Source organism: Proteus sp. TJ1640 (assembly GCF_003144445.1).
GTDB lineage: Bacteria > Pseudomonadota > Gammaproteobacteria > Enterobacterales > Enterobacteriaceae > Proteus > Proteus penneri.
Genome location: NZ_PENY01000010.1, coordinates 294,979 through 310,048 on the forward strand (window position 1 = coordinate 294,979; position 15,070 = coordinate 310,048).

3 protein-coding genes are annotated in these 15,070 nt (G+C 28.6%); 1 reads left to right on the top strand and 2 read right to left on the bottom strand.

Translation table 11 applies throughout. From position 1 onward, the window contains the following. Positions 1 to 233 precede the first annotated feature (233 nt). The gene (locus tag DK861_RS04255; RefSeq protein WP_109399333.1) at positions 234 to 12,575 is read right to left on the bottom strand and encodes an anthrax toxin-like adenylyl cyclase domain-containing protein; all 12,342 of its coding nucleotides are present in this window, start codon (positions 12,573 to 12,575) and stop codon (positions 234 to 236) included. 393 nt (positions 12,576 to 12,968) lie between these two features. Further along, complete coding sequence (tal, locus tag DK861_RS04260; protein ID WP_072063732.1) at positions 12,969 to 13,922, bottom strand: transaldolase; 954 nt, start codon at positions 13,920 to 13,922, stop codon at positions 12,969 to 12,971. Between the two features lie 304 nt (positions 13,923 to 14,226). Between tal and yaaA the strand changes: the two genes are divergently transcribed. Next, positions 14,227 to 15,009: a peroxide stress protein YaaA gene (gene yaaA / locus DK861_RS04265; RefSeq protein WP_109399334.1), complete on the top strand. Its 783-nt coding sequence runs from the start codon at positions 14,227 to 14,229 to the stop codon at positions 15,007 to 15,009. Positions 15,010 to 15,070 lie beyond the last annotated feature (61 nt).

A 15,070-nucleotide genomic window follows, 5' to 3' on the forward strand; every position in this document is an offset into this window, starting at 1 on the left:
AAAAAAAATGAAATAGCCAACTACTAAAATGGGATGTTGGTATTAAAAAAAGAATTTAACTGTGGATTATAATAAATTTTCGATTTTTTAGTCTAATTCACCCCATAATGTAATAAATTATGGATGAGGATTTAATAAAGAAAAGCACTAAAAATTAGGCCCATACATTATGGTATGGGCTCAAGATTAACACATCAAATAATGACAATTTACCGTTTTGTCATCGTTAATGTTCAGGTTAAATGCTGGGTGATAATTGGCAATAGAGTCAAATCTTGGGCTTCAGGTAAAAACGTTCCCTTCATAGAAGAGAGCTGGTTTTGATTAAACTGAGCCATCTCATGAATAATGGATACTAATGCTTCGTCAGTTAGCACAGGCTTTCTTTGTTCAATCTGATAAGAAGCACGCGGTTCTTTATATTTATTTTTTATTCTTACAATAAAAGTATTATCCAGAGAACAAAGAATTTCATCATTATCATCACGAGAAGAGGACATCATTTCATCTTTATTCAGCCCAGTAATAAAGAGAGTATTATTCCCCTGACTATCATCAATCGTAATTTCACTATGATGTTTGTTAATCAGATAGATATCGTTACCTTCACCTCCGTTTAAATAATCATTGCCTGTATCTGAGATAAGAACATCATTCCCTTTCCCGCCAAAAAGTTTATCGTTCCCTTCATTAGCAAATAAAATATGATGTCCGCCTTCTACAATGAGGGTATCGTTCCCCTTACCGCCAGCAATAACAGAACACCCTTGATTTTTATTGATCACAATATCATTACCCGCTAACAGATCGATAACAGGCAATAACATGATATTTGGAATTGATTTATGTTTAAGCAAATTAGATAAAAAGGCTTGTTTTTGTAATTCTGGGGATAAATAGACATCAAACTTATCCATCACAATTTTATTTAAGACTATATTTTCAGGGATAATAATACTATCATTGGATTGAGTTATAGATAGTTTTTCCTTCACAATAGGTGTTAACAACTGATTGCTGCTGTCTCTATCTGGTAAAATAAACATTTTACCGTCTTTATCGATAACCCTAATTTTGATACCAGAACGCAAAATTGATCCTAGCCCCTGCTGAGATACGCTCATATCAAGCCGACAATGTCCATCAGGGTTATAGCGATGAGATATAGCACCATTTTCAAACTTAAGATCATAACCACTTACATCAGGTAAAATAAAAGTAGAGACATTATCAATATTCTCATCGAGATTATTTTTGTTCGGCATCACTTCAACATATTCATCTTTGTCTTGAGCTATAAACGTTTTTAATTGATAAACATCAACGCCTGCCGTTAGCCTAATTCGAGAATGATTATTAATTGCTAGATAAGTATTATCGTTACTATCACCTTCAATGCTGAGTTCTAATGCGCTGCCGTCAGAAAGCCCACTGTATTCTAATTCTGGCAATATATCATGCTTAACAGCCAGAGTGTGTGAGCGAACATTAAACTTTCGTTCGTCGTTATTTATGTATATATATTCATATTTATCATGAAGATTTGAATAGGACTCTATATAGCTAAAATAAAATAAGGGATCACTTTTATTCACCAAATTATTATTGAAATTTAACACAAACCCATCATTAGTAATAAAACAATAATTTTTTAATAACTCATAACCAGTATCATTTGTAAATATATCCTTTAAAGTAACGGATGTTAAAGGAAGAGGCGTTTGTATTTTATCTTTATTATCAACAAATCCATTATCTAATATAACAACGATATCAACCCCTACTCGTTTTATTGATTTTATATCTTTAAAATTATGTTCTAATTTAATAATATTTTGCTCAACTATATTTGATTTATTTTCCACTTTATCTTTATCTTTTCTATTCTCTTCATCAATTATAATTGATATATTTTTTTTATCTTTATAGAAATTATTTAAACGTGAAATAATATAAATATCGTTACCTTCGCCTCCATTAGCAACTCCCTCTGATAATTTAATAATATCGTTGCCTTTTAATCCTAATATGCGATCATTACCTGAAACGCCATCAATATAATTATCTTCGTCATTTCCTACCAATATATCGTTACCATTAGCACTGCCAATAGCATTTTCAAAACTATCTAAATAAGCAATAACTCTATCTGTCTGAAGAGAAACATTAGGCATAGAATCACTAATTATAAAGGGTGATGTCATCCCTGTATTTTCATTAAAATAATGAATTTTTGAAGGTTTAAATCCGATACTATTAGGCTGATTTTCAGCGCCACAAAACTTTACATAATTATCACGTAAATTTATATTATAACCCGTGTATAGCGGTGATTCATTAACGATATGCAATGTATCGATACCCTCTCGGCCATAAAAACGACTGGCATGCTCAGGTGCATGGGTAACAAAGAGATTAAAGTTATCATTCTTATTACCACCACTTAATCTTTTTACACCATTAAAAATATCAAATGTATTGATTGCATTTTTTGGTGCTGAAATAATATCATTTCCGTTATTCGTATTAAAATAAAAAACACCATCACCATCACCATCACCAAAATAATTATATATCGACTGTACATCATTAACATTAAGTAATCCTAAATCAAGATTTAGTTTATCAAGATTAATATTATCTTTCGTATTTCTCATTAATGTTAAATATTCATTGGTTTCTAAATCGACATTATATTTATATAATTCATCAACATAAAAATCCAAATCAAAGATAATTTTCTCATTTGTTGGAATGGGATATTCAGGTTCATAATATTTATAATTTGTTTTAACTGATACCAGAGCATCATTTTTAGAAGCTATATTTTCGGCCTCTTCTTTGTTATAGAGTTTACTTAAATGATTAGAAATAATTGAAATAAGACCATTGTTGATAATCCCTGTGGGATCTTGGGAAAATATAGTTTTTACTTTATAGTAATATCTTTCTTGATAATGGTACTCTTCATTAGTATAAAAATAATAACTTTTTGGATTAGATTTAATTAATTTTTCATGAAAATTTTTACTTACCTCATCGGTTCTATTACGAAAATAATCTTTGGTATCAAGTAATGTCATTTCATTTTTTTTAGATGGCGTTAAATCACCACATAAAACAACCGATAACCCATTATTTATCTCTTCACCGATAGTAAAGTTAACTCTTTTTTTAGCTTCTTCAATTACCCTTACTGCATTATAGATAGCTAAAAAAGTGGTAATTGCAGCACCAATCACAATACCGATCGGCCCCGCGGCTGTACTACCTGCTAAAATTGCGATTGAAACACCAATAGTGACTAATGCCGAAACAATGGCAAGCGTGCCATTAACAATATAGTCAATTTTTTTTCTCGTATCAGTTTCGGAAGCGATCTGACTAAAATTGTCATACGCATTATAAATATCAAAACCCACTGAAAGAATATTTAACGCAATTCCTATGCGAGTACTTATTTTCCCGACATATTCGGCTGTATTTGCCCTATGTCTCAACATTCCTTTTGCAACAACAATTTCAATAATTTCAGAAAACCCATTGTATGCCATTTCGGACCACATCATGGCTAAATTCTTTACCATCTCTTTGTGTTCAAGTGGTGTTAATTTTCCACTTTCAATAGATTCAACCATTTTCATGGTTGAAATCATTGTTTGCCATACACCAAAACCAATATTTGCATAACCAATTTTGGATATAATTCTCATATGACGAGGAATTTTCAAAGAGGGATTTCGTAGTTCATGCCAATAATTAAAATCAAATTCACTATTATTAAGTTCAATAATTTTAGTTAACCTTTCTTTTGCTGCAATATAATCGATACGAGAAACATCTACAGAAAGAATATTTTTAATATTCTTTTCTTTATTTTTCAAAAGTTTTCGAAGTAAAGAGACTATTTGTTTATCATCATCGCTACCAGAAGCAGACAAAAAGAAATCATTTAATTTATCAGCATCAAATCTTAATTTATTTTGCCAATCAGAAGTTTCATGTAGATCGACACTTATAATAGATTTTCCTTCTACTTGACACCCTAGGTGAGACAAAAGATCTTTATTGATATTTATACCATTTATTTCAATAAAATTTTGTTTATTGATACTTGTAATAATATTATTTTTCAATACATTCATTTTGTTAAATAATTCAGCAGGAATAATACCATCACCATCAACACGATAAATTGTACCTGAAAAAAGTTTTTCGCTTGAATTGTCTAATGTAATATTATTTTTCACATTATCTACTTGATGTAGAAAACTGAACAAATCTGAAGTTATTTGTTCTTTATTATTACCAGTTATACTGATATCACCAAGCTCAGCAATAAAAACATGAAAAATAAATCCGTCATCTTCCGTAGAAGCTATATTTAAATTGATTTTTAAGCCATCAATTTCTAACAGATAATGACCAACAGGTAATTGAGTGATTTTATTATTAAGCTCCCCATCGATTATTCTGGTCATATAACTACTCATTTCTTTTTTATTATAAATATCATTGATCAATGAGTTAAAAACAGATAAGTATTCTGCTTGCTCTTGATTCAATTTATTTAAAGATGATTTTTTATATAAAACCTCTAATAAACGAATATGTTCCATTAACGTATCATGACTCATTTCTTTATTTAATCCACTATATAAAAGTGTTAACAAAGAACTTATTTTATTATTATATTCAAAAGGTAGTCGTAAAATAGATGTTTGATATTTATTTTTATTTTGTGGAGATTGAAGTAGTTTTTTCTTTAACGCTAAAATAACATTTTTATAGTTTTGCTTATCATTTTCAGCTCGTAATACTTTATAAAAAACATCATGAATCGAGTCTCCTTGAAAATTAGCTTCTTGAGTTAAATAAAATTTCATTCTTTCAATAGTGTGAATAAAATCATCATAACTCTCTTGGCTAGAGACTATTCGCAATAGTTTTCCATCTAATGAGTTAAAATCACAAGAAAAAAATTCCATCAATAGTGATTTTGAAGCATTAGATAATATATTTATACAGCTAGGCATATCATTAATAGCCTCAACGAGTATTTTTATATTGATAGTTTTTTCATTTAACGAATTATTTGAATAATAATGATGACTAAAGCTTTCCAACCACTCTTCACGACTGATTTTATTATTTACATATTGGTTATATTTTTTGTTTGAAAGTGGATCATTAATAATTTCATTAAGTATACCGATATAATCTTTTTTTGCCCCAAATATTGATGATAACTCTTGAGCATAGCGATATTCAGCATATTCTGGTGTTAATTTCTTATTGATAATTTTATCAATAAAGTTACTCTCAACGGTTGTGTCTATAAATTCGTTGTTAATTTTATTGACTGTATCAAGTAGCTGTTTATCAGAAATTACAGTTTCCAAAGTTTCAGTAGCGGTACTTCTATGAGTATCAACAGCAAATCCTTTTAAATTTGCATCATAAAGATCAAATATGGGTTCACTTTTGACTAAAATATCCGTCGCTTCTAATACGATATAGAGTTTATTATTTTCTTTTTTTTGTGAAATCACACGATAATGTTTGCCTGGAGCAACCATAACTTGATCGGTAAATCTATCACTAATACCAGTCAGCGTTCTAGCATTATGCGTTCCTACGATAGATATAAAAACGTTACTTTCATTTTTCTTTATCTTTTGGGGATTTCTATTAGCCCTCAGAACACCGCTAGTTGTGATAACCGATCCAGCTTCAATATTTTTTGCATAACTGGATAAATTTTCCACATAAATAGATTTATAAATTGATCCTTTTATTTCAGGTAATTCTAATATTATATTAAATACATTATTTAGTCGGGTTGCATCTGTACGGTTTAGATAGTTTTTTGGATCAGAAAAAATGTAATCAAATAATTTATACCCTCCTCTTTTAAACCAGTCTAAATCTTTTTTATAATAATGGATTTTCTTTTTTAAGCTTATCGACAGTTTATTATAAACACCATCACCATCCATATAATTTTTAACAGCCTCCGCATGTTGGTAAGCCGATTTTAATAATACTATTTCTCTGTTTACTTGTTCTGAACTTGTATAAATAATATTTTCAAAATTATTATTTTTTATTAACTCAAACACTCGATTAAAATATTTATTATTAGCGTCATCCAATGATGATTGATAATTACTTTTATAGCTCACTGAAAATATTTTATCTAGTTCTTCGCTATTTTTTATAAAATTTTCAGATTTTTTTCTTCTTTTAGAAAAATAATCTTGTCCTGTACCATCATTCCATTTCTCATTTAGAGGTGATATAAATCCATTATTTATTACTAACTGCTGAAAATCTGAAAATTCTTTTACATTACGAATAATAATAGTATTGTTTTCATTGATAATGAAAAAATCTTTTAAAGTATTATTATCACTATTTAATACTTTATTTAATAATTCATCTGGAACGAAAAAGGTTGCTGGAAAATTATCAGTTATTACTGAAAAATAATTAGCATCATCTGCGCCATGATGGATCATCTCTTTTCCTTTTCCTCTTTGTAAAGAGGTATTAATTTTATCTTTTACTTTCTTAACATGAGCACTGATAAGACCTAACTGTTCACCTTCATAGCGGTCATAGAGATCTTTATTATTATAATATTCTTGGTAGGTAGGTGATAATTTTTCGTAATCAACACTACTTTTCCATTCTTCCCAAGATACAGGTTTTTTGACTATTGTCGTTTCGCCGAGATCATTATAAGAATACATCACTGTAAACAAATCATAATCTGCAATCATTGGTTTTTTGGATATTGGGTCACCTAATACATGGATAGGCACTAATTTCTCATTATCATAATAATTAACTGTATAAAAAATTTCTCCATCCTGATTATATTTAGATAGATAGAAATCATAGTCACGATTATCTACATTACATGTAACCTTAATAGTGTCGGTTAATAATTCAGGAAGTTGTAAAATATTATTGTGATGTAATTCTCTAATACGCTCAGATGAAAGTATGAGTGGTATCGCGATAGCATACCCTTTGTCAAGAGCTCCCTGAATCGCTAGATTATATTTGGCTACATCATTTCTGGCGGATAACTTAGCAAAAGATTGGTCAACAGGAATAAATCCTGCCATAGGCCCCCAATCAGCACTTTTTCCTTTAATTAAAAGCCCTTTACTGCTGTATTGTTTAGATTTTATTAATGATGTTGATCGAACATCTATTGGTCTAACACCAACAATCACATTTTCACTATTTGCAATTTGCCTGAATGTTTTTTGATCATTATCCGGCATGCCAATAACTGGAGCAGGCTCTTTTTTAATCGGTAATAAAATCAGGTTTCTTGATTGATAACTAGAAAACTTTCTGGTTGGATCTTGTTGGCGATATCTAGCATCGGAAAAACGATTATATTCCTCTCGTTGACTAAAACTAAATTCTTTAACCTCATGACCAAACGATTTTAAATTTCTATTGATAAAGAGATTATTTTCATCTGTAATTTGATGATCATAAGCAATATAAATATTCGCTTTAAAATTTAATTCACCAATTTTATTAACAACTGATATTAGATCGTTATTAGATGAACTTAAGACAATCCCTTCTGGAAAATAACCTTTTTTATTTAATGATTGGTATAAATCAATCACTTGTTCACCACTTCGGTTATGCCCATGCAGTAGAATTGAATCCGTATCTACGTTATATCTTGCTTTCAAATACTCAAACGCTTTTTTACCTGCATCAACGTCTGTAGAACCATCAACAATAAAGAGATCGTATCCAGCTCTATGATATTCTTGAGAAAAGTTTAAATAATGGCTATTTAAATCATTATCATCCGTTAGAAGCAAAACAACTTTTCGACTTGTAACAATTTTTGTATCAGCAAAAGAATAATAACCGTTTACCTCTGCGGTATTAATTGTTAATAAGCTACCCTCTACTTTTTTACTGTTAATTATCGATTCTTTATATTTAACATTATAACTAAAATCTATATTTTCATGTGAATTAGTATTAACACCTCGGTAATTAATAATATTACCACCAACTATATTATCTAGTGCTTTATTATTTATCTTTATTTTCGAGAGACTTTTAACATTAATATCAAGAACTTTATCAAACAAAAAACTATTTTTAATATTTTTTTCTAAACTGTATATCTTCCCTGCATTTATCTCTTTCGAGTTAAAAAAATCATTAATATAAGATATGAATTTCTTTTTAGATGAAAATTCGACCAATCCAAAATTCGGATCATAAAAACCAAAGTTATTATTATTTTTATCTAAATTAGCCCAAGCAGTAATAACATGATTTGATGTATATAATTGCAAATAGCAACCATCTGAATTAAGTTTTTTATTCGTCAGTTTATTAATAACATAATCTAATGAACGTTTATTATTATCACTCAAGCCTTCCGTAGTTGAAATTCTATGATGATTTTTACTTAATTCGTTAAGACTCGCAATAAGTTCCTGACTAGGATGCTTAAATTTATATTTATCATAAACATCATGATTTATAACTGATTGTGCCAGCATTAAATTATTAATAAGGCTTTCAACTCTTCCGATATCGCCTGTATGCTCTAAATGTTTTGCAACTAATATTAATATTGATAATGCTTCACAACGCCCTTCGCTTCCATCTTTTAAATTAAGTAATATTTGTTGCTGAGGAAAAAAAGAGTGTGTTGCTTTTTTATCTATACCATTATTTTGATTAATTCTATCAAACAGTCGAGTAAAATTTTTATTCTGCTTGGTTTTTAATCCTGATTGATAAGTTCTTAGATCAATTTCTCTAACTATTGCACCTAGTTGTTTCTTTGTAAGACTATATTTATTTAATTCAATATATTCTAAAATTTCTTTAGTTGTCATTTCTTGAGAATAATTATGAATGACCGTTTTTATATCATCTTTGTAGCCTAATAAAAAGTTTTTATCGCGTCTAAATTCCGGATATAAAATTGATAATTTTTTATAAATTTCATTGGAATAAACAACATTAATAAAATATTCTTTAGTTTTATTATCATTTTTTATTTCACAAATTATTGGTTCATCAACATCCAATTCAGAAATTATAATATCCATATTTTCATTTCTATCATTTCCGTGATTTGTTGATGTGTTGGTATAAACGGTATCAGTTTGTGTTCTTCTAATCTCTTTATTGACAACATTATAAATAGGTGTGTTTAATTTATTTGCCAGCCCCTCTACATGTATAATTCCATCTTTAAAATTATAAAGTTTATCTTTATCTGCAATAACTAGAACTCCCTCTCCTATAATTGTATTTTCTGTAATTATATGATGGAAATCTTTAATAGAAAGGTTTTTGCTGATAAATTCATTATGAACTCCATTAATACTACTTTCACCCGTGGCAATGATAGAAATATTATTTTTCGCACAGGTTTCCACTAACTTCCTCAAATTATCATTATCTTTTAATAAATTTGAAATTCGAGTGTTGTTTTTTATTCCTTGAAGATAATTATTTAAATCAACTTGATAGATTTTCGGTATTAAGTCTATAATTATTTTTTTAACATTGCTCATTATTATTGTTGGATTATCTAAAATAAATTCTATATTTATTTTATTATTTTCAAATAAAATAAAGCCCACACCTGTTTTTTTTATATTATCTAGAACTGTTCTTTTAATTGTACTTTCTGAAATAGTATTATTAAAATAAGGATATTCATCATTATAGGTAAGCACTTGATTTTCTGTAGTCGAAACGAAATTACTCAGTTCATCGAATTCCAATTGTAATACTCTATTAACATAATTATTATTAATAAATTTCTCAGAAAATATCTCTTGATTAGATTTTGAATGTCCGTCTCTATATTTATCAATCTCTTTATCTATAATTGATAATAATGCTTTAACGCCTTTGTTATTATTAAATAAAATTAACTCATTATAATCTATTCTTAAGTTTAATTGATTATTACCATCAAAATAAATCCTATTTCTTAGTTGATTAATATCTATATCATTTATTATTTCTTTTAAGTTATGATCATTATTATCAAATACTATTGTATAATCGTAATTTGCTACACCTTGTGGCCTACTTATTTTCTCAATTAAATACTTATGCGTTATTATTCTATCATAAACAAATTTACTCGCGTTAAGATTGCCATTATTAACACCATTTACCATGGCTTGATAGAGCTTTGTAGCAATAATGCTATTTTTTTCAGCTATAGCAATTATTTTATTTTTTTCACTTTGCAGTCCGCCAGAAAAAAGGCGCTTCTCTATATCGCTCTTTATTTCTATTAATTTATTATTTACCAGATTATCTTTATATTGATTCGTGAATATCGATATTGCATTAAGTAATTCTAAGCTAGACTTTAATTTTTCAAAATAGATATTAGAATCTAATTTATTTATTAAATTTTTTATTTTTTCAAAATCAAGTTTAATTATACCTTTAAAATTTGATGAAGAATTACCAATGATACTAATATAATCATTGCGATTAAACTCAATATAACCAACCACCCTTTTATCTGCCCATACAGGGTTAAATTCTATCGGTGTAATCGCTATATTATTATTTGTTTTCTTTAAAATAATTTTACTGGCATTTTGATGCTCAATTATTTTATTTATATTTTCTTTTATTAAAAAAAGCCCATCTTCAACAATCGGTTCTGCAACACTTATTTCTATTAATTTATTATTGTGCTTTATTTGTACTATTAATATCCCATTTTCATCATAATGCATTACTCTCCCTATACTATCTTTAGAAAATTCTAATGAAAAATCGATCGTTTTTAGCTTTTCTGCAATACCTTTATTTCTAAATATCTCTCTACGTTTAGATGATTTTTCATTACTAAACAATGGATTATATTTTTTACTACTCACTTCTACAAATTCATCAAAACCATAACATGATATGTTCCCTTGTTCATAAAGCCCATAGATCTTTTGCTTTTCTTTAATTATCTTTTTCAAATCTTCGATATTATCAAACTCAAAAATACCGAATCGAGGTTCAAAAAAAGTAACCTTGTAATTTCCATCTGAGTATTTTTTATAAGTAATTGCTGTTTGATGTTGTTTATATTCGATAAATATATATCTATTATCATTTCCAGTAAGCAACCCATCTATTTTTTTGAAAAAGACTTCTTCACTTAAAAGAGTTCTTTCTTTATTAATTGGTGATAATCCGACATCGCTCAGTACACTAGAATAAGGAACTTCACCATTTAAATCATTATATAAATATTTTTGTCCTTTAATTCTTTCTTGCTGATAATTATGTGCAATAATAATATTCTTCGTTTCTTCTGTTAATTGCATTAAATTATATTCATATATATTTCTTTGTAATACTTCATAGAAGCCACCTACTTTGTCTGCACTAGGCTTATTTTTATATAATTCGGCAGATTTTTTTAACCATTTCAGGTAATTTTCAGCACTCTCTACACCGGCATTTCTAACTTCTATTAAATACCTTAAGCTCAATCCATAACAAAACCCCCCCATCACATCTTCTAGCAATTGACCAGTATGACTACTCGCCGCTACATTTATTCGTTCTAACATATTTTTTAATGGTGAAATAAAATCTTTTCCTTGTGCAAATATGACACCACTTTTATTTTTTTTCTCAATGATCCATTTATTATTTTTCTGATACATTAATATTTCAGATTTATTTTTAATTTTATAATTATTTTCAGAAATGATAGAAGTCGCTTTCTCAATATTATCTGTGTAGATATGAACGAGCGTTTCAGTATTAGCTTTTTTATTTTTTACTATAAAAACTTGTTTATAATTGTATGATTCAACTAATTTTATAGAGAGATTTTCATTAATCTTCACAATCTTATTTAACTTTATATTATTAATAATTTGTTTACTTAAAAACTTTTCATTTACGTCCCATTTTTCTATATTCCTGGCCAATTGAGTAAATTCTTTTTTCTTATATACATTTATATTAACTTGTATACTTTCATCTAAATGAGTTATATTGTCAAATAAATAATTTAACAAAAATTTTCTATTTTTAAATGAACGCTTCTTTCTATTAAAGCTGATAATTTCATATTTATTTTTTTCATTATCAATATAAATATAGAATCTCGCTCCTGAAAAATCAAGATCATAAATACTGTATTCATTGCTTGTAAAAAATGTTTCCAATTTTTTTTTGTTCATCGTTACTTTATTAACAATTTGTTTTTTTTGTTGTATTTCTATATCGTTAATAAAAGATTCTATATTTTTATCTATTTTATTCTTAATAGATTTCATTTTTCTTGTTTCTTTATTTCTATCATAAATAGCAAAAGATTCTTCTATTTTAGATAAATATTCTTTTGCAATATATTCATTCTTATAAATAGTAAGGATCAAATATTTTCTTAATAGCAAATTTCTAATATCATGGTAATTTATTAACTTATCTGGTATATTAATTTTAATATATTCTTCTATTCTTTTAGAAAGGCTATCAATCTTAATATTTAAAATCGTTGTTTCATGCTTATTCATAATAATATTCCTTTATCCATAAGTAAAATACAAATTATTTTATAAAATTAGGATCTATAATTATATTTTGTCATAATAAGTTGATTTTAACTTTTATAAATTCGCTTTTTTAAGTAGGATGCTATTTATATTTAATAAAAATACGTATAGATAATTAATATAAATAACTTTTTACTATTTAAGTGATTTTTGAGAGTAATAACATTCACATGAGCAACTATTATAAAATAACTATTGCTGGTAGAAATAAATAAAAGATTTAATTTATATGAAGAGAATTGTATTTCGCTTAAAAAAACCCTATGTGAAGTACATAGGGTTTGTCTGTGCTCTGAAAGTCTCACCTAAACGGAGAATAAGCACTACCATCATTTATGAGAGTTTAATCGCAGATTATAATAAATCAGCAATCATTTTCTCTAATTTTTCCTGATCAACAGCAAATTTGCGGATACCGTCTGATAACTTATCAACCGCCATTGGATCAGCATTGTGTTCCCAATAAAATTGAGCTTCAGTGATAGCTTCTGGACGCGCTTTCACTTCGCCTTTATAGGATAATTTATGTTCAACTTCACCTTCAGCTTCTGATAATTCTTTTAACAGCGCTGGAGCAATAGTTAAACGGTCACAACCAGCTAATTCTAAAATTTCACCTATATTACGGAAACTTGCGCCCATAACTACAGTGTTATAACCGTGTTGTTTGTAATAGTTATAGATTTCAGTAACAGAAATTACACCTGGATCTTCAGCTGGAGCAAATTCTTTTTTATCAGTATTGGCTTTATACCAATCCATGATACGACCAACAAATGGAGAAATCAGGTAAACACCGGCTTCAGCACATGCACGCGCTTGAGCAAAAGAGAACAGTAAAGTCAGGTTACAGTTGATACCTTCTTTTTCTAATTGCTCTGCGGCACGGATACCCTGCCAAGTAGATGCTAATTTGATAAGAATACGGTCGTTACTGATACCCGCATCATTGTAAAGTTTAATTAAATGGCGTGCTTTTTCAATACACGCTTGAGTGTCGTAAGAAAGACGTGCATCAACTTCTGTTGAAATACGACCAGGGATCAGTTTTAAAATTTCTAAACCGATATTTACTGCCAGTTTGTCGCAAGCATCAACGATTTGTTGTTCACGAGAATCACTTTGTGAACGCGCCCATTCAATCGCTTCATCAATTAATTTACGATATTCAGGAATTTGAGCTGCATTTAAAATTAAAGATGGGTTGGTAGTTGCGTCTTGTGGCTGATACAGTTTCATTGCTGCAATGTCACCAGTATCAGCAACAACAGTTGTCAGCTTACGCAAAGAAGTCAATTTGTTGGTCATTTTGTTTATCTCATCTACTAGGTAAATCTGTTTGCAGTCACCTGCGGATATCTATTGATAATAACATGGACAGCTCACACTACAAGACGCTTAGATTCATACAAAGCAATTATTTGAATGCCAAACGTTTTCGCAAAATAAAAGCGGAAAAAAACAGAAGAAAACCACAGGCTGAATCGTTTAAATTATCAGATTTCATGGCAAATAAGAGAAACCATTGTTTTTTCCTATTACTATAATTTAATCTTTAATCAAAAGAATTTGCTATATTTGGTCAATATTAAAATAACGTATCGAGGGAATTATGCTAATCACTATTTCACCAGCAAAAACACTGGATTTCGAATCGCCTTTAGCTACAACGCACTTCACACAACCTGAATTGCTAAAATATTCCCAACAACTTATCGAAGAATGTCGAAAATTATCATCAAGCGATATCGCGAGCTTAATGAAAATAAGTGATAAACTCGCAGGGTTAAATGCCGCTCGTTTTGGTGAATGGCAACCTAATTTCACACTAGAAAATGCACGCCAAGCTATTTTGGCATTTAAAGGTGATGTTTATACTGGAATGCAAGCTGAACTTTTTTCTGAAGATGATTTTCAATTTGCACAACAACATTTACGCATGCTTTCTGGCTTATATGGCGTACTGCGTCCTCTTGATTTAATGCAACCTTATCGCCTTGAAATGGGAATAAAGCTAAAAAATAAAAAAGGTAGTGATTTATACCAATTTTGGGGAAACACTATTACAGAAACGTTAAACAAAGCGCTTGAAGAGCAAGGTGATAATGTTTTAATCAATTTAGCGTCTGATGAATATTTTAAATCAGTTAATCCCAAAAAACTTAATGCTGAAATTATTAAACCTGTTTTCCTTGACGAAAAAAATGGCAAATATAAAGTTATCAGCTTCTACGCTAAAAAAGCCCGTGGATTAATGAGCCGCTTTATTATTCAAGAAAAACTGACTAATAAAGCACAACTGAAAGAGTTTGACCTTGAAGGTTATCAGTTTAATTCTACAGAATCAGAAGGTAATACCTTAGTCTTTAAACGTGCAGAATCACTGGCAAAATAAAAATATTAACTATTAGCAATCAATAAAAACAGCACTAAAATCAGTGCTGTTTTTATATATT